Annotated in this window: 29 protein-coding genes; 19 read left to right on the plus strand and 10 right to left on the minus strand. The window is 43.3% G+C overall.

Annotated features, from left to right (window positions below):
* Nucleotides 1-65 precede the first annotated feature (65 nt).
* Both MNR06_RS02955 and MNR06_RS02960 read right to left on the minus strand, forming a co-directional pair.
* Nucleotides 66-764, minus strand: coding sequence for a hypothetical protein (locus MNR06_RS02955; protein ID WP_243538532.1), 699 nt, complete (start codon nucleotides 762-764; stop codon nucleotides 66-68).
* Nucleotides 765-814: 50 nt separating this feature from the next.
* The gene (locus MNR06_RS02960; RefSeq protein WP_243538533.1) at nucleotides 815-1,084 is read right to left on the minus strand and encodes a hypothetical protein; all 270 of its coding nucleotides are present in this window, start codon (nucleotides 1,082-1,084) and stop codon (nucleotides 815-817) included.
* A 194-nt stretch (nucleotides 1,085-1,278) separates the two neighbouring features.
* Here MNR06_RS02960 and ffh point away from each other — a divergent pair, with 194 nt between their 5' ends.
* The 10 genes from ffh (at nucleotide 1,279) to MNR06_RS03010 (ending at nucleotide 7,929) form a co-directional block, all read left to right on the plus strand.
* Nucleotides 1,279-2,610, plus strand: coding sequence for a signal recognition particle protein (ffh, locus tag MNR06_RS02965; RefSeq protein WP_243538534.1), 1,332 nt, complete (start codon nucleotides 1,279-1,281; stop codon nucleotides 2,608-2,610).
* An 82-nt stretch (nucleotides 2,611-2,692) separates the two neighbouring features.
* On the plus strand, nucleotides 2,693-2,941 hold the full coding sequence (rpsP, locus tag MNR06_RS02970; RefSeq protein WP_243538535.1) for a 30S ribosomal protein S16: 249 nt from the start codon (nucleotides 2,693-2,695) through the stop codon (nucleotides 2,939-2,941).
* A gap of 62 nt (nucleotides 2,942-3,003) precedes the next feature.
* Complete coding sequence (locus MNR06_RS02975) at nucleotides 3,004-3,243, plus strand: KH domain-containing protein (protein WP_038446499.1); 240 nt, start codon at nucleotides 3,004-3,006, stop codon at nucleotides 3,241-3,243.
* A 472-nt stretch (nucleotides 3,244-3,715) separates the two neighbouring features.
* Nucleotides 3,716-4,231 (plus strand): ribosome maturation factor RimM, encoded by a 516-nt coding sequence (rimM, locus tag MNR06_RS02980; RefSeq protein WP_243538536.1) that lies wholly within the window; start codon nucleotides 3,716-3,718, stop codon nucleotides 4,229-4,231.
* A complete protein-coding gene (gene trmD, locus MNR06_RS02985) occupies nucleotides 4,231-5,058 on the plus strand; it encodes a tRNA (guanosine(37)-N1)-methyltransferase TrmD (protein ID WP_243538537.1) in 828 nt (275 codons plus the stop codon). Before rimM ends, trmD begins: the two co-directional genes overlap by 1 nt.
* A complete protein-coding gene (locus MNR06_RS02990) occupies nucleotides 5,051-5,638 on the plus strand; it encodes an RNA methyltransferase (protein ID WP_243538538.1) in 588 nt (195 codons plus the stop codon). Before trmD ends, MNR06_RS02990 begins: the two co-directional genes overlap by 8 nt.
* A gap of 48 nt (nucleotides 5,639-5,686) precedes the next feature.
* Entirely contained in the window at nucleotides 5,687-6,073 is a 387-nt protein-coding gene (gene rplS / locus MNR06_RS02995; RefSeq protein WP_243538539.1) for a 50S ribosomal protein L19, read from the plus strand.
* Between the two features lie 374 nt (nucleotides 6,074-6,447).
* Nucleotides 6,448-7,194, plus strand: a complete 747-nt coding sequence (locus tag MNR06_RS03000) for a ribonuclease HII (protein ID WP_243538540.1) — start codon at nucleotides 6,448-6,450, stop codon at nucleotides 7,192-7,194.
* Between the two features lie 70 nt (nucleotides 7,195-7,264).
* Nucleotides 7,265-7,555 carry a YraN family protein gene (locus MNR06_RS03005; RefSeq protein ID WP_407933236.1) on the plus strand — a complete coding sequence of 97 codons (291 nt, stop codon included), beginning with the start codon at nucleotides 7,265-7,267 and terminating at the stop codon, nucleotides 7,553-7,555.
* Between the two features lie 32 nt (nucleotides 7,556-7,587).
* Nucleotides 7,588-7,929, plus strand: a complete 342-nt coding sequence (locus MNR06_RS03010) for a hypothetical protein (protein ID WP_243538542.1) — start codon at nucleotides 7,588-7,590, stop codon at nucleotides 7,927-7,929.
* 16 nt (nucleotides 7,930-7,945) lie between these two features.
* Here MNR06_RS03010 and MNR06_RS03015 read toward each other — a convergent pair whose 3' ends face one another.
* Nucleotides 7,946-10,354 carry an LPS-assembly protein LptD gene (locus MNR06_RS03015; RefSeq protein WP_243538543.1) on the minus strand — a complete coding sequence of 803 codons (2,409 nt, stop codon included), beginning with the start codon at nucleotides 10,352-10,354 and terminating at the stop codon, nucleotides 7,946-7,948.
* A gap of 126 nt (nucleotides 10,355-10,480) precedes the next feature.
* On the opposite strand from MNR06_RS03015, the gene MNR06_RS03020 reads away from it, so the two are divergent.
* Nucleotides 10,481-10,807, plus strand: coding sequence for an STAS domain-containing protein (locus tag MNR06_RS03020; protein WP_243538544.1), 327 nt, complete (start codon nucleotides 10,481-10,483; stop codon nucleotides 10,805-10,807).
* On the opposite strand, the gene MNR06_RS03025 is transcribed toward MNR06_RS03020, so the two are convergent.
* A complete protein-coding gene (locus MNR06_RS03025; RefSeq protein WP_243538545.1) occupies nucleotides 10,804-11,925 on the minus strand; it encodes a coiled-coil domain-containing protein in 1,122 nt (373 codons plus the stop codon). The genes MNR06_RS03020 and MNR06_RS03025 overlap by 4 nt on opposite strands.
* A 141-nt stretch (nucleotides 11,926-12,066) precedes the next feature.
* Between MNR06_RS03025 and MNR06_RS03030 the strand changes: the two genes are divergently transcribed.
* Complete coding sequence (locus tag MNR06_RS03030) at nucleotides 12,067-12,660, plus strand: hypothetical protein (protein WP_243538546.1); 594 nt, start codon at nucleotides 12,067-12,069, stop codon at nucleotides 12,658-12,660.
* Between the two features lies 1 nt (nucleotide 12,661).
* Here the strand turns inward: MNR06_RS03030 and MNR06_RS03035 are convergent, their stop codons facing one another.
* Nucleotides 12,662-13,864 (minus strand): vitamin K epoxide reductase/DsbA family protein, encoded by a 1,203-nt coding sequence (locus MNR06_RS03035; protein ID WP_243538547.1) that lies wholly within the window; start codon nucleotides 13,862-13,864, stop codon nucleotides 12,662-12,664.
* Between the two features lie 83 nt (nucleotides 13,865-13,947).
* Here MNR06_RS03035 and MNR06_RS03040 point away from each other — a divergent pair, with 83 nt between their 5' ends.
* Together MNR06_RS03040 and MNR06_RS03045 are read left to right on the plus strand one after the other, a co-directional pair.
* Nucleotides 13,948-15,579 carry a ChaN family lipoprotein gene (locus MNR06_RS03040; RefSeq protein ID WP_243538548.1) on the plus strand — a complete coding sequence of 544 codons (1,632 nt, stop codon included), beginning with the start codon at nucleotides 13,948-13,950 and terminating at the stop codon, nucleotides 15,577-15,579.
* Entirely contained in the window at nucleotides 15,576-16,001 is a 426-nt protein-coding gene (locus MNR06_RS03045; RefSeq protein ID WP_243538549.1) for a DUF4339 domain-containing protein, read from the plus strand. Before MNR06_RS03040 ends, MNR06_RS03045 begins: the two co-directional genes overlap by 4 nt.
* On the opposite strand, the gene MNR06_RS03050 is transcribed toward MNR06_RS03045, so the two are convergent.
* Nucleotides 15,981-16,253: an HU family DNA-binding protein gene (locus MNR06_RS03050; protein WP_243540803.1), complete on the minus strand. Its 273-nt coding sequence runs from the start codon at nucleotides 16,251-16,253 to the stop codon at nucleotides 15,981-15,983. The genes MNR06_RS03045 and MNR06_RS03050 overlap by 21 nt on opposite strands.
* Nucleotides 16,254-16,419: 166 nt before the next feature.
* On the opposite strand from MNR06_RS03050, the gene MNR06_RS03055 reads away from it, so the two are divergent.
* The 5 genes from MNR06_RS03055 to pyk all read left to right on the plus strand — a co-directional run bounded on the left by MNR06_RS03055 (nucleotide 16,420) and on the right by pyk (nucleotide 21,913).
* Complete coding sequence (locus MNR06_RS03055; protein WP_243538550.1) at nucleotides 16,420-17,130, plus strand: hypothetical protein; 711 nt, start codon at nucleotides 16,420-16,422, stop codon at nucleotides 17,128-17,130.
* Nucleotides 17,131-17,244: 114 nt separating this feature from the next.
* A complete protein-coding gene (locus tag MNR06_RS03060; RefSeq protein ID WP_243538551.1) occupies nucleotides 17,245-17,919 on the plus strand; it encodes a tetratricopeptide repeat protein in 675 nt (224 codons plus the stop codon).
* Between the two features lie 59 nt (nucleotides 17,920-17,978).
* Nucleotides 17,979-18,659, plus strand: a complete 681-nt coding sequence (locus MNR06_RS03065; RefSeq protein ID WP_243538552.1) for a hypothetical protein — start codon at nucleotides 17,979-17,981, stop codon at nucleotides 18,657-18,659.
* Between the two features lie 87 nt (nucleotides 18,660-18,746).
* Nucleotides 18,747-20,423, plus strand: coding sequence for a hypothetical protein (locus MNR06_RS03070; RefSeq protein ID WP_243538553.1), 1,677 nt, complete (start codon nucleotides 18,747-18,749; stop codon nucleotides 20,421-20,423).
* Nucleotides 20,424-20,425: 2 nt separating this feature from the next.
* The gene (pyk, locus tag MNR06_RS03075; RefSeq protein ID WP_243538554.1) at nucleotides 20,426-21,913 is read left to right on the plus strand and encodes a pyruvate kinase; all 1,488 of its coding nucleotides are present in this window, start codon (nucleotides 20,426-20,428) and stop codon (nucleotides 21,911-21,913) included.
* 91 nt (nucleotides 21,914-22,004) lie between these two features.
* On the opposite strand, the gene MNR06_RS03080 is transcribed toward pyk, so the two are convergent.
* From MNR06_RS03080 to MNR06_RS03095, 4 genes are all read right to left on the minus strand, one after another.
* On the minus strand, nucleotides 22,005-22,988 hold the full coding sequence (locus MNR06_RS03080) for a Crp/Fnr family transcriptional regulator (protein WP_243538555.1): 984 nt from the start codon (nucleotides 22,986-22,988) through the stop codon (nucleotides 22,005-22,007).
* Nucleotides 22,989-23,139: 151 nt separating this feature from the next.
* Nucleotides 23,140-23,796, minus strand: coding sequence for a CoA transferase subunit B (locus tag MNR06_RS03085; protein WP_243538556.1), 657 nt, complete (start codon nucleotides 23,794-23,796; stop codon nucleotides 23,140-23,142).
* Nucleotides 23,797-23,798: 2 nt separating this feature from the next.
* A complete protein-coding gene (locus MNR06_RS03090) occupies nucleotides 23,799-24,497 on the minus strand; it encodes a CoA transferase subunit A (RefSeq protein WP_243538557.1) in 699 nt (232 codons plus the stop codon).
* 5 nt (nucleotides 24,498-24,502) lie between these two features.
* A complete protein-coding gene (locus tag MNR06_RS03095; RefSeq protein WP_243538558.1) occupies nucleotides 24,503-25,678 on the minus strand; it encodes a thiolase family protein in 1,176 nt (391 codons plus the stop codon).
* Nucleotides 25,679-25,765: the final 87 nt, after the last annotated feature.

Consider the following 25,765-nt stretch of genomic DNA (forward strand, 5'->3'; position numbering starts at 1 on the left):
AAGAATTGAGGCGATACTCAAATTGATGCTCAATGCAGCACATACCCTGACGATGTTCCAACTAACTAATTTTTAGTTCCATGAAGCAAGGCGCGGGTCAAAATAATATGGCCCGCTAATGCTCCCGCGACACAGACTGCGCCAATCAAAAAATAAGGTGTATAAAGAGCTAGCAGAAGTTTTGGTTGAACATCCCATGCAAAAGGCAATGGTGATGACAGCATTGCCACCCTCATCACGTTTAGAAGCAATACGATTCCCAAAATATTAAATCCCCAAGCAAGGGCTTTAAATTTATTGGCAAAAGGTGCAATCGCCAGTGCCGCAATCCCAGTGACAATATCAAAGTTCTGCCCCGACCAGGTCATGGTTACTGGAATCGTCTGCTGACCCGCCCAAGAATGAAGAATCAATTCCAGCGGCAACCGAAACGCCTGAAATACAATCAAAAAAGATAAAGGCAAAATCGAGAGTTGCTTACCGAAAGACGAGAATGAAAAAGCGACTGCTGCCAAATTCATAGTCAGAAAAAACAGTGGAATCCCCGGGAAGGGAGTTCGCTCAACAACTCCACTAAGCACGATGGCCCAGCAGAAACTTAACCAGCAAATAAGCCCAAGACTGAATCTTAGGGAACGCTGGCGCACCGATAAACCAAGCTTCAAACTGGAATAATGAATCCCCATTTGCGTAAGCATGATCACGCCAATAACAACAATAAGAAATGAAAACTTAGATGCAAAATTCGCAGGATTAAATGTCATAAAACTAAGTTAATCCTCGCAAGCCGATCTGTCTATATCAGCAGCCTACTTTAAAGTTGTGTCGGTGCAGTTGAATTTTGAACTGGCGCAGATCCATCATTTACTACGCTAAAGTTCAAAGTCTCAAACTGCTGGCGACGGTTGGCTTCGTCACGCAGGCGGGACTCTTCCAGCTTTTCTAAGATTGTTGATTCAGTTTGAGCTTCCATTTGTTGGCGGGCTGACTTTAAGCCACCCAGTGCTGCTGAATTAGAAGTTACTAATTGAGCTTGAGCCGTAGTAGCCCCTAATACCAAGGCAATAAGGATGATTTTGTTCATAGAAGTCTCCTTTATACACACCGACTTTGCCGGAGTAGGAACCTCTTACCCATAAAATGTCCGCGTTGAATCATCTAATGCACTGCGTATTACTTTATTTCCTATAGGCCACCTGACGCAAGACCCCACGCTCTTCTTTGTCATTCCCTCAGCAATAGGTTAAATCAATAAATTCACGAAAATACGGAGCTCCTATGTTTGAGAATTTATCTGACAAAATCATGGCCAGCCTGAAAAAGGTCCGTGGGCAAAGCAAAATCACTGAAGCCAATATCGAAGAAGTGATTAAGGAAATCCGTTTAAGTCTGCTTGAAGCCGACGTAAATTTTAAAGTCGTAAAAACTTTCATCGATAAAGTAAAAGCAAAAGCCCTGGGCGCAGAGGTTTTGCAAAACGTAAATCCAGGACAGATGTTCGTTAAGATTGTTCACGATGAACTTGTGAACGTGCTTGGTGGCGGGGCCGTTGAAATCAACGTGCGCGAAAATCCAAGTGTGATTTTTTTAGTGGGTTTGCAAGGTGCCGGTAAGACGACGACGGCTGCTAAACTTTCGCTATACATCCGCCAAAAACTTGGAAAAAAACCAGGGATGATTCCTGCCGACATCTACCGTCCAGCAGCAATCGATCAACTTCAAACCCTTGGAAAACAAAACAACATTCCAACCTTCCCAACCCAAGTTGGAATGAAGCCTGAAGAGATTTTAGAAAAAGCAAAACAATGGGCTAAAGACCACATGGTTGATGTTGTTATCGTCGATACCGCAGGCCGCTTGCAGATTGATGACGAGTTGATGGGTGAATTAAGTCGCCTGAAAGGCATTTGGGCCCCGCAAGAAACGCTTTTGGTGGCTGATGCAATGTTGGGTCAGCAATCCGTGAACGTGGCTGAGGGCTTTCATAAAACGATGAACCTGACGGGTTTAGTTTTAACCAAAGTAGACGGTGACGCCAGAGGTGGTGCCGCCCTTTCTATTCGTGAAGTCACAGGCATTCCAATTAAATTCCTAGGGGTTGGTGAAAAGGTTGCTGCCTTAGAAGTTTTCCATCCGGATCGCCTGGCTGGAAGAATTCTTGATATGGGTGACGTTCTTTCTTTGGTGGAAAAAGCCCAAGAAGTGATTGATGAAAAGTCCGCTCGTGATTCTGCTAAAAAAATCATGAAGAACGAATTCACTCTGGAAGATTTCTTAACTCAAATCCAAAGTCTTAAGAAGATGGGTGGCTTTGAAACTATTATGAAATTTTTACCAGGCATGGGGGACTTAAGTAAGCAGCTTAAGAATATGACTCCGCCTGATGCTGAAATGAAAAAAATTGAGGCGATCATTCGCTCGATGACCTATCAAGAAAGACAGAATCCAAAGATTCTAAACGCTTCGCGTCGCATGCGTATCGCTAACGGTAGCGGTACTCAAGTTCAGGACGTAAACAAGCTGGTAAAGCAGTTTGAAGAGGCTAAGAAGATGATGGGTGGCCTTATGAAAATGGGAATGGGTCGCGGCGGAATGAAGTTCCCATTTTAAAGCTTGATATTTATTTGGTATCCCGGTACACACTTGGACTTACTGTTTTGAACAAGAGGTTTAGCCTAAGAGGTTTTTAGATATGGCAGTTGTAATTCGTTTGGCTCGTATGGGCGCTAAGCATGAACCTAAATACCGCATCACTGTTGCGGATTCTCGTCGTTATGTTACTGGTAAATTCCTTGATATTCTTGGAACTTACATCCCAACTCCACGTGGTAACGACAAAAAAGTTGAGCTTGATCTAGCTAAAGTAGAAGAGTGGATCAAAAAAGGTGCTCAACCTACTGATCGCGTAAAACACGTTATCAAATTGGCTCAAGCTAAATAGTATTTGGCACTGATCGAAATACGATTTAATATCGTATAAGGTACTATTAGTTGGGGGTAATTATGGATAGCTTGAAAGACCTCGTTGAGTTCATGGCGAAATCTCTAGTAGACAAGCCTGAAAATGTTGAAGTTGATGAAATCCCTGGTCAGCAAACCACGCTTCTAGCTTTAAAGGTTGATAAAGAAGACCTTGGTAAAGTTATTGGTAAGCAAGGTAAAACCGCAGCTGCGATGAGAACTATCATCAGAGCAGCAGGTACGAAGCTGAATAAGCGCTATCACCTCGACATCGTCGAATAGAACTTGTTTCTTTTATTATATCCGAAAAAGGGTTGTTCTTGCGAACAGCCCTTTTTCTTTTTTCCCTGCTGTCATTGACGGGAGCGATGAAAATAGCCCATTCGACTGCGTTGTGCGGTCTCGGCTTTCGCTCCGACGTAGCGCTGCTACGCCTCCGCTTCAGCCGAGATCCTCCGCCTTGCGCCTGGACTATTTTGATCGCTCCCTCGCCCTCGTTGCTGGCTCGACTTCGTCGTCGCTCTGGGAGGCTCGTCGGCTTTCGCCGCCTCGTGTGGGGAGCGCTTCGCTTAATAGGTGCCTGCTTCTTTTTTGGGTCTATGGTGCGTCACCGGATCGGTAGTTTAAGTGATAGTTTAGGTGTCTTTAGTGTTGTCTACTGTGGAAAAAATATCCTTATAGTCTTGGATTTTAGTTTTTGCTGGAGCTTAAGAGGCAAAGTGCTTAGATTTGTTCCACTTTTTTAGGAGTTACGATGAAATTGGTTGGTAAAGTTAGAGAAGCCCATGGACTTAAAGGGGATCTTTACGTTCTTGTTTTTTCTGGTGATATTTCTTGGGCTAAGCGCATGAAGAGCTTTGGTTTGAAAGCTAAAGATTCTGATGAAGTTCAAACTTACACAGTGGAACGTACTAAGCCTTTTAAAAAAGGTATCATCGTAAAAGCTGCTGAAATTGCGGATCGTACTGCAGCTGAAGGTGTTGAGCATCTTGAGTTCTTCATCGAAGAAGATCTTTTGGTTTCTAAACCTGGTGAGACTATCTATCTTTCTGAAATTAAAAACTTCAAACTTAAAAATCCAGAGCAAACTGTGCTTGGCGAGATCGTTGGTTTTTCTTCTAATGGCGTTCAAGATCTTCTTGTTGTTGAAGCTAATGGTAAGAAAGCGGAAGTTCCTTTCGTTGATGCGTTCATCAAAAAAATCGATTTCAAACATCAAGCAGTGATCATGGATTTGCCAGAGGGTCTTTTTGATCTAGAGAACGCTTAATGCTTAAAGTTGATGTGATCACTCTTTTTCCAGAAATGATTGAGGGCGCTGTTTCACACGGTGTCCTTGGTCAGGCTGTAAAGAGTGATCTGCTTTCTGTAAAAGCTCACACACCTCGAGAGTTTACAGAAGACAAACATCGCACAGTCGATGATAGACCTTTCGGTGGCGGCGACGGCATGATTATGCTTGCTGAGCCTTTGAAAAAAACCATCGAAAAAGTGCAACATAATACTTCAAAGGTTGTCTATCTTTCCCCGCAAGGTCGCACTCTGAATGCGGCGATCGCCAAAGAATTTTCTAAAGAAGAACATCTGATTTTTATTTGTGGTCGTTATGGTGGTATCGATCAACGCATCATCAATGAATATGTCGATGAAGAGCTTTCTATTGGTGATTACGTGCTATCGGGCGGGGAGCTTGGGGCTTTGGTTATCATCGATGCGTTAGCTCGTTTTATCCCTGGCGTTCTGGGCCACGGGGAGTCTGCGGAAAAAGACAGTTTTTCTGACGGACTTTTAGAGCAACCCAATTTCACTCGCCCTCGTGAATTTTTAGGGCAGGATGTGCCAGAAGTTTTAGTGGGCGGAAATCACAAAGTGATCGGGGAGTGGAAAGACAAAGTTTCTGCTCTGGTGACTTTAAAAAAGCGTCCTGATTTATTTCGTGAATACATCAAGGTTGAAACTGAAAAATATAATTCATTAAAAAAGAAAAAAACCGCGGCTCCAATAAAGGAACTGAAGGAGTTTTTTCTTAATTTGCCTCCACAAGAGCGTGAAGTTTTAGGCCTAGCTGATTTGCGCGAGGAAGATTTCAATGTCTGAAGAAAATCAAATTTATGTACCACGTTTGGCGATCGGCCTAGTTCACTATCCAGTTCGCGATCGTATGCAAAAAACGGTGGCCACAAATATCACGAACTTTGATATCCATGACATCGCCCGTGCGGCCCAAGTCTATGGAGTGGAAAAATATTACATCATCCATCCCATGGAAGAGCAGCTCATGTTCGTTGAGAGGGTCTTAGACCACTGGAGAACAGGGCAAGGCTCTAAGTTCAACCCTATGAGAAAAACAGCTTTAACAATGGTTAAAACGGCTTCCAGTGTGGAAGCAGCCATTGCTGACTGGAATGCCCCGGATTGCCTCACTATTGCGACTTCGGCTCGCGTGGAGTGGGCTAAAAGAAAGTACGCTTTTGCCGAGCTGCGCAATGAAATGCATGTAGAAAAAAAGCCGGTCTTTATGTTATTTGGTACCGGAAACGGTATGACCGAACAGCTTATTGGGTCTTGCTCTGGAGTCTTGGAGAGTATCCGCGGGGCTCCCCCAAAAGATTATCGCCATCTTTCTGTGAGATCGGCAGTAAGTATCTGTCTTGACCGCGTAATGGGTCCATGGTAGACCCTTGTTTTACTTTTTGTGAAAATTGACTGCTACAAGGATTAAGCAATGGCTAAAGAAACAAACCTGGTTCGTCGCGTAAGTGTAAAAGCTGCTAACAAAAACATTCAATCGTTCGACTCTGGCGATACTGTTAACGTATACGTTAAAGTTAAAGAGGGTGAAAAAGAACGTGTTCAGCTTTACAAAGGTATCGTAACTAAGATCCAAGGATCTGGTGCTGCGAAATCTTTCACAGTTCGTAAAATTTCTGCTGGTGTTGGCGTTGAAAGAACTTTCCCGTTCGCAAGCCCTGCTTTGGATAAAGTAGAAATCGTAAACACTGGTAAAGTTCGTCGTTCTAAACTTTACTTCCTACGTGGTCTTGAAGGTAAAGCTGCTAAGATTCAATCTGAACTGGTATCTGCTAAATCTGCAGCTACTACAGAAGCATAATTAGCAGTCAAAAAACCTAAATTTCACATTTAGAAAATTGAAAAACCTAGAGTGCAAACACTCTGGGTTTTTTATTTTTCCGCGACAGCTGAAAATAGCTCATCCGACTGTTGAGGGCTCCTGCCCTCAACCCTTCGGGCTTCGCGCAAAAATGCCCTCATGGCATTTTTGTGCGTTGTGCGGTCTCGGCTTTCGCTCCGACGTAGCGCTGCTACGCCTGCGCTGCAGCCGAGATCCTCCGCCTTGCGGCTGAACTATTTTGAGCTGTCGCTCTTCCAGCCTTTCTTGGCTCGGCTTCGCCGTCGCATTCTTTTTGACCAAGGGCTAGTTTCTCACTACGATGCCTGAAAATTTTCAAGACACGTTGAGAGCTCATGGCAGTATCAAAAAAATCCGCATCAAAGAAAAAAGCATCTAAGAAATCTGCAGTTAAGAAAATCTTAATTAAGAAAAAAGCTGCGAAAAAGGTACTGAAGAAAAATGAGTATCCTAAAGTGAATTGGCGCGAATATTTTCCTGAGCCAGTAATTGGTGTCGATGAAGTAGGCCGTGGATGCCTTGCTGGGCCTGTTTATGCGGCTGCCGTGATTTTTAAATCAGATGCCTTAAGTGAAGACGTCACGGATTCAAAATTGATTTCCGAAGAACGTCGCGAAGAATTAGCAGAACTTATTTTAAAAGAACATCATGTGGGGATTGGTTTTGCATCGGTGGAAGAAATCGATGAACTCAATATTTTACAAGCATCTTTGCTTGCGATGAAGCGGGCAGTGGAAGCTTTGGGTGTCACAAGTGGTCATGTCTTGATTGATGGAAATATGAAAATTCCAAAACTGGCAGGATCTTTTGAGCAAACCACCATCGTTAAAGGTGATTTGCGTGCGCCCCCGATTTCAGCGGCTTCGATTGTGGCTAAGGTCACCCGGGATCGCATCATGAAAGAGTTGTCGGGAAAGTATCCTCAATATGGATTTGAAGCGCACAAGGGCTACTCTACAGCCATTCACATGGAAAGCATCCAAGCCCATGGACCTTGCGACGTGCACCGCAAATCGTTCTCGGGCGTTAAAGAATTCGTCCCTGGATACGTCGCAGACCCTACTCCGACGAAGTCGGAGTGAAGACAAGAAGAATAATTTCCCTAAAAACCACTGGAGCCATCAACAAGGTCTTGAATCTGAACTCAGGGTTATTCGCTACTATCAAGATGTCGGCTTTGATCTGATCGCACAACGGGTGAAAACTCCTTTTGCCGAAGTCGATTTGCTTTTTAGAACACCTGACAACCACGTCCTGATGGTTGAAGTGAAAACCAATAATATTTCTGCCTTTCAAAATTTTCGCATTGGTAAGCGGCAAAAAAATCGCCTAGTGAGGGCTCTTCAATTTTTATCAGATCGTCTTGATTCTTTAGTAGAGGTTCACTGGGCCTTTGTCACAAAAGAAGGGAAAGTCACCGTCATCGAAGATATCAGTGGTTGACGAAGAGCCTTCGGTTAAGGGGACAATAGGTTATGAAAAACAAAACCCTGATTGCGCTTTTAATTCTTATCTTCGCTCAAACCGGTCATGCACAAGGGCTGAAAACTTTTTTGAAAAGCTGTGGTTGGGGAACGGTGATTGGTGCAACGGCCGGTGTTGTCAGTCTTGCCTTTACTGATAAACCTAGTGAATCTTGGGGAAATGTCTCTAAGGGGGCCTCTTTGGGACTGTATGCTGGAATTGGCTATGGTCTTTACAATGCAAATTCCCAACCCGCAGTGACCCATCAAGAGCCTGATTTTGCAATCATTCCAAGTTTCGAAGATGGCAAGCTTCAAGGGGTGTCTGTGACCAGCACTCTGTTTAACTTCTAAATTTTAAATAATAAAATTAGAATCCGTAAAGATCCAAGGCTTCAGGGGCGATAGGGGCCTTTTGAACTCCGTCGAAAGTAAATTCAAAATTAAGTTTTAAGTTGGTGTCCCCGCCGGAAACCTTGTCATGAATGAATGTGATCAACATGCAATCACCGGGTGGTTTGAACTGCGCGATATAGGCCCACGACTTAACTCTGTCGCCACGAACTTGATTGAAGTTTGCATCGTAGACAAATTTACCCATCAAATTGAGATACTTCGAAACAAAGCCTGCGGAAAAAGTGTAGTCTTCTTGGCGATTTGTGGTGTTTACCGGCTGGCCCGGGGTGATCTTGTATTGGCGAGTCAGTTGGGCTTGCACAAACTGCCCAGCATTGTTCATCAAACGAACGCGAGACGATGAGTTCGTGACGTTCTGATAGGGAAAATAATTAAAAATCGAGTAAGTTTGAATGCTATCTAAACGAACATCCAAAGTCGCATTGATGTCTGACCATGGCTCTTTTGCGATTTTTCCTTCTTGGGTGGCATCATAGGACTGGGCAAGTTTTAAATATCCAATTTGGCGATACTCAGGTCGATCCGAGATCCATCGTTTTTCTGTGATCTTATTCACCACCGCAAAAGTCATTAAATTACGATCGTAAACGCGGTCGTTGTAATCAAACTGCGCGCCGAAATCACTTCCGATGTCCAAATCATTCACGCTATCGCGGGAAGAATAAGGGGCGTCTACTAAATTACCAGTGCCAAAGAAAGGATGATTGTCTTGGGAAAACCATGGAAGACGGGTGTAGGTAATTTCTGGCGCGATCTCGTGTTTGTATCGAGTCGCCTTACTGCTGACAGTGTCACCGTAAATACGGCTTAAGTTGAATCGACCGCTCAGCTCTGTGCGAAGATAGCGGCGCACTAGATACGGATCTTCATCAATGTTAAAATTATAATGAGTTTCGCGATAACTCAATTTTGGCAACAGATCTAAGCCTTCACCCAGTTTCACTGGATAAATCAAAGTGGGGCGAACATCCATTCTTTGGCCGGTGCGAATAAAATCTGTGGCAGGATCGTAAGAGCCATCATACACACGCTCACAGTTAGGATCATCTTCCCAGTTTGGACTGTTGCAGGTGTTTTTTGGAAATCGAATGACAGCGCCATCAGACGTTGTCGTTTCCGTCATGTCATCATAAGCATTCCCGGCGCGGGTGAAATTGACTAAATTCAAATCAACGGAATAAAGAAAATTGGATTCACCAATACTTTTTTGGCTTTGGGAAAATCGCAATTCCGGAGCACGGTGAACAGCATCGTTGTTTCCAGCTAAGGGATCCGCGTGCAGCATATTTACATAGTAGGAAGCATCAATACTATAATGTTGATCGCTTAAATTACGAGTGTAAGAAACGCGATTTTCCATGGCAGAGTCACCATGATTCAAAGTTTCAGTCGGGAAGTCTTTTGGATATTGCAAATCGCTAGCAAGGTTGATCGAAGCACGATGAATGCCTTCATCAGGAAGTTCGTTATAGTGATTATATAAAATAAACCAACGTTGAAGTGGCTCATTTTTTTGTTCAGCAGTGCGGAACCTGTTTAAACGGGGATCTTCAGCAAAGGCTTCATCGTAAATCATCCCAGTGCTAAAATTGCCCGCAGATGTGTCGCTTAAAAGGTAGCGATATTCTAATAAGCTTTTTAAACCCCGCTTCGAATAATCTTTTAATTCAATAGTTGCATCACTGCTGCGGGATATCGCCCAGAAGTAAGGTTGGGAAATTGCAAATCCCCCTTTTTCTGAACTTTCAAAATTGGGCGTCAATAATCCTGATTGACGATCGCTCTTTAGTGGAACAATCAAATACGGAAGCCAGAAGACGGGAACGTGACCAAAACGTAAAACGGCGTTTTTAATGTAGGCATAACCGCCTAATTCGGCCCGCACGGTTGTTCCTGAAAAACTCCATGTAGACGGACAGTTTGTACAAGCTGTGTAATCCGCGGAATTCACAAGATAAGAACTGTCTCCGGTTTTTTGCAGCAAGCTTCCTGTGAACATCACGGAACCTGATTGCACATAACCATTATGAATAATTCCGGTGTTGTTATCGTAATCAAGGAAGATGCGATCGCCCACAATCGTGTTTTTCGAATCCATGATTTCAACATTGCCGAAAAGTTCTAACTGACGAACGCGAAGATGAATGCGCGCTCGATCGGCTTTGATATGTTGACCCTGAAAAACGATCTGGATATTGCCTTCAAGTTCTGCCATTTCTTTTTCGGTGTCGCGGTACATGCTGTCAGCGTTGATCAAAATGCCGTGAATTTTTGCTGTAGGTTCAGCGGCATCGGCGGCAGGACCTACTGCGAGCAAAAGAATAAATAATGCTGATAACAACGTGATTAGATTCTGAAACACCAAATTATTGTAGGGACCAGGCAGTCGTTTGTCGAGGCGTTAGTGACTGGCCTCTTTTTGGACTCAAAACGTCACGAAATTCCGCCGAAAAAACAAGCAAGAATATTTCACGGGATGAGGTCAGTAATGAATGTAAAGATTCTTCTGGATGGAGAAATCGCTGTTGTGTCTTTAAGTGGTCGTATCGAAATCGAAAAGACACATGCCTTTAAGAATGCCTGCCTGCAAAACTTTACGGATAAAAAAGTCGTCTTTTGCATGAAAAATATCAGTTTCGTAGGGTCTTCTGGAATTCAAAATTTTTTCGGCGTTCTAAATGATCTGAATTCAAATAAAAAATTAAACGCTAAAATCGCGGGATTAACCCCAGATTTTCAGCGCCTTTTCAGTTTCTCTGGCTGTAATGCATTAGAGGTGCATGAAAGTATCGAAGGGGCTCTACAAAGTTTCTAGAGCCCATCCTGCTTACGAAGTTCATTTAATTTCTGACTGAGCTCAAGGTTCAAGCGCTCTAAAGCGCTGGCTGCAACTTTGAGCTTTTCGTGTTCGTCATTCTTGGCATTCCACATATAACGAAGGCTTTCTAGCTGCTCTTGAATTTGGTATTTTTCTTTTTCCAAACTCTCGATGCGCGCTTGATCTTCGACCACGCGGATTTGTAAATCTGCATGTTCCACGCCCAACTTTTGATTTTGGCGAGTCAGTTCGCTTTGACGATCTTGAAGACGCTCGATTTCTTTTTCTAAGCGCTCTTTCATGTCATCTTTGCTGCGGCGAAGTGTGACGACTTCATTTTCCAATGAATCTTGTCTTTCCAAGGCCGTGTGAAGCTTCAACGTCTTAACTTCAAGATCTTCTTGAATTTGATGAAGCATTTGAAGTTCGCGGTTCAGGCTTTGGATTTGTTCCTCATAGAAACTTACCATTTCCTGGGACTTTTTCTCTGAAGCCTCAACTTGATAACGGGAATTTTTTGTTACTTCGATAATTTGCGCACGAAGATCGCGAAGCTGGGCTTCTTTGTGATCAAGGGCTGATTCCAGTTCGGCCACTTTAATATCTTGCAGGCGAGAATACTCTTTAAGTTGTGAAACATAAGGTTTCACCTGATTTTTGATTTTATCGTGGTACTTTGCATGACGTGCCAGTTCAGCACCCATGTTTTGGGCTTTCTCAGTTAAGGCGCGTAGCTTTTCGCTGTAAATTTCCTTTTCGCGCTCTAGCTGATCAACTTTTTGTCTCCAAAGGCCGTCTTTTTCTTTCCATACCAAAATTTGATCTGTCACTGAAGATTGTGACATTCTAGCTTTGCTATTTTCTTCGCTGAGTTTTTGATTTTCAGTTTCTAAAATGGAAAGACGACGCAAAGACACCTTCAGGCGCGCCATAAGGTCTTCATTTTGCGAAATAAGATTTTCCACCGTTGAAGATTTTAAAATCTCTTTCGGCAAATGGCTCAAGTCTTTTCTGCGGGGAATTTCATCAGGAAGGGGTACTTGCGGCACCGCCTGAGAGTCCGAAGAAAAATCCAGATTTGCTAATATCGACGTCTGAAAAGTATCGGTTTCCATAGCCCTCCTCCATGAAGTCTAGGTGACCTAGTCTTAAGTTTCTCAATATGAGTCAGAAATAGTCAAACCAACGTCGCAAGACTAGACCTTTAGGTTGTTAAAAACCCTACATCTCTTTATAAATAATCCGAAAAGTCTAGTATGGCATTACCGGCACTGAAAGACGAAGCAGTCCCAGAACAACAAAAAGCACAAAGCGAAGCTCCGGCAAATTTATTTGACGTGGGTGTCGATAAGTCCGATCTAGGTAAGCCGGATTCATTCCGTTATCGCATTCTGACTTGGGTGTTGGATGAAAGATATGATCAAGCCATCGAAGAGCTGCGGTCTTTTTTAGATGAGCCGTCGGAATATCCTAATTTCAAAGAAAAGATCACGCGCTTTATTCATCATTCCACGGACTTAATTTATGCAATTAAAGCAAAAAGAAGTTTCCCGGGGATCAATTCTTTAACCCGTGCAAAGCAACAAGAGTTGCGCGAGAAGTTTAAAGAACACTTTAGAGAGCTTCAGTATATCCTTAAAACTGTTGAGAAAATTCAAGGCGATTTGCGTATTCAAGATGTTCGCTCAACGATTTATGTTGTTCGTGCAGCTTGGGTTGCTGTCGTTGCAATCTTGATTTTAGGGTTTTGGCTTGAGGTCTTTAATGGACTTGGGCAAACCACCTTTATCGTTGTTGACGATATATTCGGGCAGTTTGCCGACTGGATCACTTTAAAAATCGGAATCTAAATTACTGCTTCAGCGTTTTGTAAGCCGCTTCAAGAACTGGGATTAATTGTCCCCCGTTCAGCAACCTGCCGTTTACAAAAACTGAAGGAGTTCCTTGAATTTGAGCCGTTGCGCCTTCTTTTGCCATGCTGCGCACAGAATCCATGGTCGCCGCATCCTTAATGCAAGACTTTAACTCTTCAAGGTTCAAACCTAATCCTTGAGAAAGTCCTTCCATATTTTTATCCAAGTTCTGGGTGTTAATGATTTCTTCCTGATGTTCAAAAAGATAGTCATGGGCAGCCCAACCTTTTTTCGCCATTTTTTCTGCGCAGATAACGGAAGCTGCTAGTCCACAGGAAATGCCATCGCCACGAGGAATCACATCATTGCAGCTCGCGTCCAATGGGAATGGTTTAAAGATCAATTTCGCATCAGGGTGAGTGTTTACGAATGAATGTAAAGTCGGTGCCGCGTGTTTACAATGCGGGCAACGGAAGTCAGCAAATTCAACGATTACCATCTTGGCTTCGCCCGTGCCTTTTTGCAGAACCAAGCCTTGGTTCATGTCGAATTTCACTTCAGGTGATACTTGCCAGTAAGCGACTTTTTCAGCTGCTACTTTTTCAAGTTGAGCAAGGCCTGAGCTTTCTAGGTACATAAAGTTGCCTAGAAACGCAAAAGCCGGAATTGCGATCAAGAAACCCGCAACCCAACGCTCAGTTACGAAGATATCTTTGATGTCCTCTTTAATATTGCTGGCGTTTAAGTCTTCTGTCGTCAGCCAAATTCCCACGAATCCGATGATTGAAAAGATGTAAGCAGCGATACAGAAAATACAAAGGTTACCAATGGCAGTGAAAGAAATAAGGCCCATTACAACGGACGCCACCACTGTGATTAGTGAAATCAAGAAAGTGTAGCGCGATGTCTTAGCAGTATCTTGAGTCAGGCGGGACCGGGTTACGAAAATAAAGTATAAAAGAACTAAGTTAGTAACCACTCCCCATAATGCGATAGGTACGCCAAGGAAGGCAGAAAACTTACTTGCTGTCACAGCGTCACAGTTCATCACTTCATTGATATTGCAAAATGAAGGTCCTTCAGCGGTACCATATTTGATGCCATAAAAATGGATGGTGAGGTAAATATGAACCCCGATGGCAGCCATCGTGGTGAGGATCGACATAAGAAGAAGCTTGTTTCTGTTGGCTGTAGTTTTCATGCCCCCCATTGAATCGTAGTTTCGTGTTTGAAATCAATAAAAATTATGTAAAAATCGGATGAACATCTCAAGGAAGAGACAGCTTGAACGACCTGCAGAAGTGGATCCGCATTAGAAAAGACTTGTACTTGCAAATGGAAAAGCAAGTACGCCATCGACTTGGTGAAGACTCTCCGGAGTTGATGCACTATCGCCAAACCTATCATCGTGAGTTTGCAAAAAAGTGGACAACTTCCACTAAAGAAGAACTCTTAGAGCAAATCAAAAGCTCTCAGATCTTGTTAATTGGGGACTTTCACGCGCTTCATCAGTCCCAGCGTGCACAAATGCGTATTTTGCGTCAGCTCCCTAAGGACCGCAAAGTGGTCATCGCCGTGGAGTTTTTTGAGGCCGCCGATCAAGAAAAAATCAACAGCTACCTTTCTGGCAAAATGTCAGAAAAAGAGTTTTTAAAGGCCGTACAGTGGCAAAGCAAATGGGGGTTCCCGTGGGAACATTATCGGCCCCTGATGCGTTGGGCTCAGAAACATAAGATTTCCGTGTATGGCATTAATAAAAGTTATAAAAAAAGAAATGCCACGACTTTAAAGTCCCGGGATGTTTATGCCGGAAAGAAAATCGCAGAGCTTGTCGGCAAATATCCTGATCACCTGGTATTTGCGATTTATGGAGATTTGCATTTAGCAAAATCCCATATACCGCAACAAATTGAGGTGCAGCTGGGAAGACCCTTCGCGAAAAAAATCCTGCGAATCTTTCAAAATGCCGAACAAATTTTCTTTCAACTTCTTAGTCGTGAAATTGAAGCAAACACCGATCTGGTGCGTATTTCGCAAAACGTCTTTTGTCTGATGAGTGTTCCGCCTTGGGTGAAATGGCAGAATTATCTTATGTACTTAGAGCAGGCTTATGATCTAGAACTTGATGAAGATGACGAGGATGATGAGGAGTATGCGCTCGACTATACAGATCATGTGGGTCGGTACGTAAAAATCATCTCTGAAGAGCTGGGGCTGACTGTGACATTAGCCGATCTTTCTGTTTATACCGCTCAAGATTCCTCTTTTTGGACCCAACTTCGCGAGAACTATGATGCCAAGAAGTTAAAATGGATTGAAGCCATGATCAGTGAACGCATGTCTTTTTATCTTCCGGAAATTCAAGCAGCGTATCTGGCGCGCGGGACTGTAAATCATGCGGCGGCCTTGGCCACGCGGTACATCCACGCTTTAAGCAGTCAGACCGAGAAAGTTTTTACGGATCCGGCAAAGGATTTTTTAGGTCTTATCTGGAATGAAGCTGTCGCTTATTTTGGCTCTAAAATTATCAATCACAAAAGAAAAACCGATACGATTGCTGATATCAAATCAAGCCTAGCATCGCGCGGGCCTTCTGACTTGGGTAAAGAAGCCCTGCAGCTCGCTTTGTCGCAAAAAATGCATGAGCTGATGGTGATCACAGGGGTGCCTCAGCATCGCCTGCAGGCCCGTCCTCGAAAAAATTTAAGCTATCTAGTTGCCGCTAATTTGTTAGGCGCCATGCTGGGGGAAAGACTTTATGGCGGTTATCGTAAAAAGCTGATTTCCGCTGCGACGATTCAAAGTTTTTTAAAAAGAGCGGTGGATAAAGAAAGTTTTAATTTAGCTTATTATGATATTTTAGAAGTGATTGAATCTTTGCCGGCACCTTTTCACAGCAAGCGAGAAAAATTATGAAAAATGTTTCATGGTATTTTCACCAGAATTTAAAACCCCAAGGACCTTTGACATTCGAAGAAATTCGCCAACGCATACATCGCGGTGAAATCGGGCCCCAGTCACTAGTTTCAAATACGGCCGACGATCGGTGGATGCCCGCAAAAGACTGGGGCGTTTTTGAGGATGCCTTGTTTCCAGCGCTGCAAGGACAAGAACTGCAGAAAAACTTGGAAGAAAAATGTTGGGTTCTATTGGTGCCAAGTCCGGAGGGAAAAGGCATTTTGCAAGAGGGGCCGTTTTCACTTATGGAGCTAAAGCAGGGGATTCAGCAAGGGCAAATTTCAGTGCAACAATTTATATGGAAAAGCGGGTTGAGCGGCTGGTGTAAAATTCAAGACCGCCCCGAATTTGATCGCGAACTAGTTGAGAGCATCCTTTAGATCTTTTCCGGCTTTAAAGCGGGGCACGTAGGCGCTGGGGATTTTGACAGTTTGGCCGGTTTTTGGATTGCGACCTTGGCGTGGTTTGCGAGCGCTGCGCGAAAAAGTTCCAAAGCCCACAAGTTTCACTTCATCGCCTTTTTGCAAAGTTTCTTGGATAGTTTCTAATGTGGCATCCAGGATAAGTTCCGCTTGAGCCTTTGTGCATTTTGTTTTTTCCGCGACCTGTTCTACTAATTGAGCCTTGTTCATCATGCACTTCCTAAAATACGAGCAGGCAAACTAAGAGTCACCGCGGATTTGGTCAAGAAGTTTGATGGAGGCGGAGGAGTGCATTGTATGTCCCTTTGTTAAGGATCATATGTATTTTTTAATAAAGTTTTTTAAATTAGAGAGAGCGTTGACAGGGAGTTTTCAGGTGAGCATTTTTTTTATTTTCTTATTGCCTTTTTTAACTTTGGCTCAAGGGGCAACAATGGCGAATATCCATGAACTTAATACCAAAGAGGAAAGAAAGCTTTTTACTTTGTCCATTGAGACTAGCGAAAAGGCAGACGGCGTTCACACGCTTGCGACCTTCCGCGATTTGCAAGGAAAAGAAGTCATAACTGAAAAAGGACACCTTCAAGGGTCCAAGATATTAAGTTACGAAATCAATCAAGGTCAGACCCAAGAAAAAGGACGCTTCAAAGTGGAAGGAGATAAAATTCGCTTTGAGTATGAAGGGCCTAACGGGAGGAAAAAAGAAGCAGAAGAAAAAGTGAAGGGTTTCGTTTTAAGTACCGCTAATTTCAACGCCTTTGTTAAAGAAAATTGGCAAGCCCTGGCTTCTGGTAAAGAGATGGATGTGCGTTTTGCGGTTTGGGATCGCCTTGAAACCGTGGGTTTCACCCTTAAAAAAGTGCGTGAGACTTCTGAAGGCTCCAATAAATGGATTGAACTTCGAATGAAACCAACAAGCTTTGTTATTGCTGCTTTGGTGGATCCAATTTTTCTTTTGTATTCAACAACCGATCAAAGTCTTTTGCAGATGAAAGGTCGAGTCGCCCCGAAGCAATTCAAAGACGGGAAGTGGAAGGATCTTGATGCGAAGGTCTTTTATACCTCCAACGCCCCTGTTTCAAATTGAGATTCAGGTTTTTAGTCCCGTAAACTTCACCACCTTCGCCTATTTCCATCGGAGGTAGGCGGTCTTTCATGCCGAAATGATTAATTTTTATCGGTTTTTGCCGATAAGAAAGGCATGAAAAATCAGAATTCTTTATTTCTAGTTTTCAGTTTAAGTTTGGTTGTCGGCGTGATGAGCGTCTATGCCGTGTTCGTTGGGCACTTCAATGGCCACGAACAATACGAAGCGCGTTTAGCGCTGATGAAAAAAGAAATCGAAAAAGAGAAATTCGCAAATTCTCTTTTGGTTTATCAGCTTAAAGATTTCCAACAAAGTGTTGCACAAGTCCTTCCAGAAAATAAAAAACTTCAAGCAAACTATGAGCTTCAAAATCTTGCATCCGTTGTAAGATCTCCTGCTAGTGATGAATCCATTGATTTATCAGGGGCTTATTATGAAAAAGGAAAAAGTTTCTTTAATGCGGCTGACTATGACAAAGCCGTTAGAGAATTCCGTTCGTTATTAACAAAATACCCACTTTCAAAACACAGTGTGGAAGCGCGCTTTTTCATCGCTGAAAGTTATTTCCTTAAAAAAGACTTTCAAAACAGTCTTTCTGAAATTGATCAAATGGTGACGCAGTATCCGCAGCACGAACTGACTGGATTCATTCTTTTGCGCATGGGTCAGATCAGTGAATTCAACAATCAAACTGAAGAAGCCGCCGAAATTTACAAAGCAGTTTCTAAGAATTTCAAAAGTGAAGATTTAAAGAAGCAAGCACGAAAACTTGCACAAAGTGTTGAATAAAGATGAAAAAGTTCAGTCGCCTCCTTATTTTTGTTCTAGCATTTCAAGTGGAGGTCCGGGTGCGGGCTTCAGGCGACGTTCTTGAACAGCCAGTGGCTTGTATGAAATCAAAAGAAACCTGCGCCATCCAAGTTATGGGTTCGGGGTTTCACTACGCAAAAAAAGACAAAAAACTTCATGCCGGAGCTGGCAGCGCTTTAATGCGCTTGTCTGAAAACCAATGGCGTCTAGTCAAAGGATCTCTTTGGGTCGAGGATTCCAAAGGTCTAGAAGTTGATACTTTGCACGGTTCTTTAAGCGCAAAGCATGGAGAATACTGGGCCATTGAAAAAAACGGTCGCGTCCTTGTGCGCAACATAGATTCCGATCTAAAGGTGACTTTTCGCGATGGTAAATCTTTGGAAGTGCCCGAAGGTTTTGAGTTTTGGATGGAAGGCCTTGGTGTCGACGGCCGCTCTCATTACAGCATGGTGAAGCCCATTGATATGAAAGATCATTTGCCTCTATGGAATTCATTGTGGCAAGGCTCTAAGGCTGATTTTGTGGCAAAGGTGAAACGCACAAAAGAATATTGGGGCGATCTCACGCAAAAGAGTGCGGACCTGTACCAGGCATTGGTTGAAAGAAAGATCGCTTCAGACCAGGAAGCCCATCAGCGTCTTCAAGAAAAGAAAAAGCGCCAGGCTTTAGAGAAGGCGCAACAGCGTGAACTCTACCGTTCTCGCGTCTTTGATCGTTAGGACTCAAGTCCTGTTTTAAATTTTCCACATATTGAAACTAGAGTCCTTTGCCAAACCTCATGTTAATCTGAGGTCTGGGAGGATAGGATGTCTTCTATTTCATCTTCGGATCGCTCGCGTCAAGACGAAGTAATTCGTAAAACTCGTGAAGAGTATGAGAACAAAGAAAGCGAAAGCACTAAACGCAAAAATGCGGAAGTGAAACGTCTTGAGAAACGTCATAATGAAGAGCTTAAAGCTATTACTGAAAATTATGAGAATCGAATTTCCGAGCTAAAAGATCGCAATCGTGAACATATTAACGAAAAAGATCTAGAGAATAATCGTAAAATCGACGAGGTTAGAAATACTTATCGTGAAGCACTTCGCAATAAAGTTGAAGATAGCTATAACGAAAAGCAGGCGCAACGTGAAGCCTATGAAGGTGCGTTGAAGAAAGCCAATGACGTCGCGGCATCCCAACGCGAAAACATTGAAAGCAAATTTGGTACTCAGGCTGAAGAAAGAGAAGAAAGATTTCAACGGTTAGCGAATGAATCCCGTGAAAAATCACAAAAAGGCATCCAGGACGTTACAAGACGTCTTAATAATGCCCATGAAAAAGAACGTGATCTTATGGTTGAAGGACAGCAGGAAACCCTTGCTAAAAACAACCGTGAAACCAATGAAATGAGAAAAAGCTATGAAGGCCGCCTGAAGGCTTCAGAGCGCCAACGGGAAGCTGACAATGATCGCTGGTCCCAGAAGTATACAGATACTGTAGTAAATAAAAATCAGGAATTCGGCGAAGCCATCGAAATGAAACAAATGATCATGGATGGTGAGCGTAGAAATATCCGCGAAAAATACGAAAATGCATTAGAGCAAAAATCCAACCAGATGGATGAGCAAAATGAAGAGTTTCGTGACTCGGTCAACGGTCGTTTGAACTCGCAAGTTCGTTCTCGTGACTCGCAAATTCAACGCCTTAATGGCAAGTTGAATAATGAGATTTCTAAGAATGAAAGACTGCGTGGAATTGAGCGTCGGAATCTGACTCAAGCCTATGAAAAACGCATGGATTTGGTTGAAGAACAGCGTGAAAACGCCGTGGATTCAATGAAGGATTTGAACAACGAAAGAATCGGTCGGGTCTTAGATGAAAACCGCCGTCTTTTGCAAAACACGGATCGTGAAAACAAGTCCCAGATGAATCTTATGAATGCGCGTCGTCGTGAAGAAAGAGAAAATCTTCTGCAGCAACATAAGGATCAAGTGACCCAGGTTGCAAATAATGCGGAATCCCGAGTGCGTAATATTTTGGATGCCACCAATAAAGATAATGCCCAGCTAAATCGTTATTACGGCGATAATTTAGAAGCGATGAAATCAAATTATATGGATCGCATGGATCAGTTCCGTGATAAAACCGTGAACGATCAAGTTGCGACCAATAAAGTCATGACTGAGCGCTTTAGAAATATGGAAAGCAGTTTTAACAGCAAGCTCGAGCAGACTGTAAAAAACTACGAAGATAAGATTGCGCAAATGAAAGAACATAATCAAAAGGAAATCAAACGCCTTGAAAATATGTATTCTCAGCGCGGTGAGGATAGAGACAAAGCCATCAAGATGGAAAAAGACTCTTTAGCTCAGAAGTATGAGGCCAAATTGGCTCAACTCAATGAGTCTCACAAAGATCAATTGGATAGAATGAATAGACGCCATGAGGAAGATATGCAAAACTTGTCTGTAAAGATGAGTTCATATAGCAGGAAGGCGTAGTAATGTTAGCAGATCGTCGAGCGAAAATTGTGGCCACTATCGGCCCTGCGACGCGTGATGAAAAGAACTTAGAAAAAGCAATTAAGGCGGGCATGAATGTGGCTCGCCTTAATTTTTCCCACGGTAGCCATGAAGACCACTTGAAGGTGATTCATTCGTTAAGAAAGTTATCATCTGAACTTCGTGCGCCGGTTGCCATTCTTCAAGACCTCCAAGGACCTAAAGTTCGTGTTGGTAAATTTGAAAATGGTTCCATCCAAATCACTCCTGGCGAAAAAGTCGTTTTCACAACGGCAGCGGTTCTTGGTAAGCCTGGATTGATTCCTTCTGATTTTAAAGAGCTTCCATTAGCCTGTGTCCCAGGCACAAAAATTTTGTTAGATGACGGCTTGCTTGAAGTCAAAGTTCTGCAAGTGCGTGGCGAGGAAGTTGATGCTGAAGTTATTTACGGTGGTACTTTAAAAGACCGTAAAGGCATGAACTTGCCAGGCGCGAATCTGCCGGTGGATGCCATGACAGCGAAAGATCTTGAAGATCTTGAATTCGGTCTTGCCAATAAAGTCGACTATGTCGCTTTAAGTTTCGTGCGCCATGCTCGTGATATTCGCAAAGTTCGTGAAATCATCGAAGCTCGCAAATCTTCAGCGAAAGTTATCGCAAAGATTGAAATGGTTGAAGCCTTAGAAAATCTTGAAGAAATCTGCAGAGTCAGTGACGCCGTCATGGTCGCTCGTGGTGACTTGGCTGTTGAAGTCGGTCAAAGCCGTTTGCCAGGATTTCAAAAACGCATCATCCAAGTTTGCAATCAACTTGGAAAGCCTGTGATCACAGCGACTCAAATGCTAGAAAGCATGGTTGAAAATCCGCGTCCTACCAGAGCGGAAATCACTGACGTTGCAAATGCGATTTTAGACGGAACTGACGCTGTGATGTTATCTGCAGAATCGGCAAGCGGAAAATATCCGTTTAAATGTATTCGCACTATGCATGAGATCATCACGGAAGTAGAACGCAACGAAGAAGAGTATTATAAACTTTCATTAGAAACAGAGTTCTTAAGTACACCTTCGGCCATTGCGGCAAGTGCCTCGTTAAGCGCATTAAAGCTCAATGCAACTGCGATTATTTGTTTAACGACTTCTGGTAAGACTGCAAATATTATCTCTGGATTTCGTCCGAAAGCGCGCGTGATTTCAGTGACTCAGCACATGGATGTTTTAAATTCCATGGAGTTGATGTGGGGCATTCAAACTCATATCATTAAGCCTTATAAAACAATGGAAGACATCCTAAGCCAGGTTGATCAGTTGATGGTGACCAACGGTTTAGCGAAAACCGGGGACCGTGTGATTTTGACTCTGGGGCAGCCTATTGCTCAAGGAGTGAAAACAAACTCTATCTACGTTCATACTGTGAATGGAGAAGGGTATTCGAAATTACCTGATGAACAGCTTCCGTTGCGCTGTCAAACCGACCCTAACGTCGGTTGATGAAAAAGGCCCGATCGACTGCGTTGTCGGGCCTTGTCCTCGATCGACCCTCCGCCTTGCGCTCGAACCTTTTTGATCAACCTCATTGAGGTTATCTTAATTTTTTCTTTAAAGCGTTTACTATTGTCCAATTGTTGGCGAGGGATTCGATTTCTTCTACGTTGACCATGACGTAGGTGCCTGCTTCGTCCATGATTTTTTCGCCAAGGTATTTTTTCTCGATCAAAGAATTTGCGTCTTCAGGTCGGATTAAGTTTCCAGTTTCTTTCATCGAGTCATTTTGTACGTCGTTCAGATTTACTTTACGGAAATTCTTTTTGTCTGGCTCGATTCTTCTAGCGAAAAGAAGTAGACCGTTAAGAACTTTCACTTCGTTATCGCTTAATTCTGGCAGACGATCTTTTTCTTGTTTAAATAACCAGTCATTATACCAATCAACAAAGGCAAAAAGTTCAGTGGGCTTTTCGTTGATCACCTTTTGTGAGCCATCGCCGCGGTCTTCTTGTTTTACGAAATCAAGCTCTGTCAGGGCATTCACGACAGTCTGCATTTTGTTTGTAGCTTCTTGGAAAATTTGAATTGTGTAGTTACGCAACAACACTGAAGAAATGCTAACGCCGCCGCTTTCTTCCTGTTTGCCGTATTTATGGCTTACAAGGTTTAAGATTGAGATATATTTATTCACGATATGAGGTGGGAAGCGTTCTTCACTTGGATTGGCGTTTTCAAGAATTTTAATTTTCTTATTCGCCTCACGCAAGTTTTCGTTCAGCGTCTTCATGATCGCGCGTACCCACACTGGCAAAGAATCCATTTGCTTAGAAAGTGAATCGTAGGGAAGGGCAATCACTTCAGCATCTTTAGTTGCCTTCACGTTGGCGCTGCGAGGCTTTTTGTCGAATAACGCCATTTCGCCCACCATGGAACCCACAGTGATTTCAGCTAAGACGATTTCTGAATTCCCTTTGGTTTTGGTGATTGCAAAGGATCCTGTTTTGACGATGTACATAGCATCAGGAGGATCACCCTCTCTGAATAAGTAATTCCCTTGCGCAACTTTTTTTGCCTCTGCCACTCTGATATCCCCGCAAAATTTAGGTCTTTTTATTATCCCCACAAACATTCGGTCGGGCAATCAAGAGGCTAGACCTAAGACGTGGTAAAGAGAAATAAAAAACCCAACACTGGATAGGTGTTGGGTCTTAGAAATTTTCAATATGTGTTTCTTAGACTGACATCGGTTTGCAATCAGGGGCAATCGTCATTTTACCCTCTGTCGCAGTAAGAACTTTCTCTGGAGATAAATCCGGAGCGTATTCTTTTAACACAAAACCATCATTGGTAATTTCGATCACACCAAAATCGCTGACGATTTTTTTAATACATTTAACGCCGGTTAAAGGCAGTGTGCATTTCGTGCGAAGTTTTGAATTACCTTCTTTATCAGTGTGTTGCATAGCCACGATCACGTTGCGAGCTCCCGCAACTAGATCCATGGCGCCGCCCATACCTTTAACCATTTTTCCAGGCACCATCCAGTTGGCGATGCTGCCTTGTTCATCAACTTCCATCGCGCCTAACACCGTTAGATCTACGTGGCCGCCACGAATCATGGCAAAGCTATCCGCGCTTGAAAAGAAACTAGCACCAGGAAGTGCCGTCACAGTCTGCTTGCCGGCGTTGATTAAGTCCGCGTCGATATCCGCTTCACGCGGAAAAGGACCCATTCCTAAAAGACCGTTTTCGCTCTGTAACATAACGAATTTGTCGTGGGGAATATAGTTCGCCACCAATGTAGGAATCCCAATTCCCAAATTCACGCAGTATCCGTCTTCAACTTCTTGAGCAATACGTTTGGCGATTTGTTCTCTTGTTAATGGCATGACTAATCCTTTCTCACAGTCTTTTGTTCAATGCGCTTTTCATAGCCTGAGCCTTTGAAAATACGTTGAACATACACACCCGGAGTGTGGATTTGATCTGGATCTAATTCACCCACTTCAACAAGTTCTTCAACTTCAGCGACTGTGATTTTACCAGCAGTTGCAGCCATCGGATTAAAGTTGCGAGCGGTTTTTCTGAAAACCAAGTTTCCGAATTTATCGCCCTTCCACGCTTTGACAAAAGCAAAGTCGCCTTTGATTCCGCGCTCTAAAACATAATCACGGCCGTCGAAGTTTTTAATTTCTTTACCTTCGGCGACTAAAGTTCCGACTCCTGTTGGAGTGTAAAACCCAGCGATTCCGGCGCCGCCCGCACGAATGCGTTCAGCTAAAGTTCCCTGGGGGCAGAACTCAAGTTCAAGTTCGCCGCTCATGTAAAGCTTTTCAAACAACGCGTTTTCACCCACATAAGATGAAACCATTTTTTTGATTTGGCGATTTTGTAAAAGTTGACCAAGACCGAAATCATCAACGCCAGCGTTGTTAGATACGCAAGTAAGACCGTTTACTTTCATATCACGCAAAGCTGCGATGCAATTCTCAGGGATTCCGCAAAGGCCGAATCCACCAAGAACCAATGTCATATTGTCTTTCACGTCAAAAAGAGCGCTGTGCGCATCTTTAAAAACTTTATTGCTCATGGCAATTAAGCTTTCTCAACGATTAAAGCAACCGCTTCGCCGCCACCGATGCACAAAGTAGCAAGTCCGTAGCGTTTACCGTGCGTGTGTAGAGCGTGAACTAGTGTCGCAAGGATGCGTGCGCCAGAAGCTCCGATTGGATGACCAATAGCTACCGCGCCACCGTGGATATTTACTTTTTCAGCTGGGATTTCTAGTTCTTTCATAGCTACTTGAGTAACTACAGAGAACGCCTCGTTGATCTCCCAAAGATCGATATCAGCGATTTTTAAGTTTGCTTTGTTCAAAGCCGCTTTGATCGCGCCAACAGGAGCTGTTGTGAAATATTTTGGATCGTGGGCGAAAGTTCCGTGCGCCACGATTTTAGCTAGAGGTTTTAAACCACGTTTTTTAGCTTCGCTTTCAGACATCAATACGTGAGCGGCTGCTCCGTCATTGATTTTAGAAGCGTTGGCAGCAGTGATAGTTCCTGCTTTATCGAAAGCAGGTTTCAAGCCAGGGATTTTATCGAAGTTCGTGTTAAACGGCTCTTCGTCTTTTTCGATAGTCACAGCACCTTTTTTACCTTCGACAACAACAGCTGCGATTTCATTTTTGAATACGCCTTTTTCCCATGCTGCTTGAGCTTTTTTGTAGGAATCAACTGCGAAGGCATCTTGTTGTTCACGAGTGAAGTTATGTTCTTTTACGCAGATTTCAGCGGCATTACCCATGTGCCAGTTATTGTATGGATCCCAAAGGCCGTCTTTAATCATTGAGTCCGTCATTTGTGTCGCGCCCATACGGTAACCAGAACGAGAATTTTCTAACAAGTGCGGAGCCAGAGTCATGTTCTCTTGGCCACCAGCCACAGCAATTTTAGTATTACCCAAAGCAATCGAATCCGCCGCAAGCATCACTGCTTTAAGACCTGATCCGCAAACTTTATTGATTGTCATGCATGGAGTGCTGTTTTTTAGACCTGCACCTAATGCCGCTTGACGAGCTGGAGCTTGACCAACACCTGCAGTCAAAACTTCACCCATGATAACTTCATCGATTTCATCAGCATTAACGCCAGCGCGAGTGATTGCTTCTTTAATAGCAATGGCACCTAATTTTGGTGCAGCCAAAGAAGAAAAGCCCCCTTGAAAAGAAGCTACAGGAGTTCTTACGCTGCTCACAATTACGACATTTTCCATTTTTACCTCTAACAGCCTTTTGGGCTTCGCTTAAATTTGCCACTCATAGGCAATAATATTTGTAAATGCGGGGATACTTTTTTATAT

Origin of the sequence: Bdellovibrio reynosensis, assembly GCF_022814725.1 — a bacterium.
In the GTDB taxonomy this organism is placed as follows: Bacteria; Bdellovibrionota; Bdellovibrionia; order Bdellovibrionales; family Bdellovibrionaceae; genus Bdellovibrio; species Bdellovibrio reynosensis.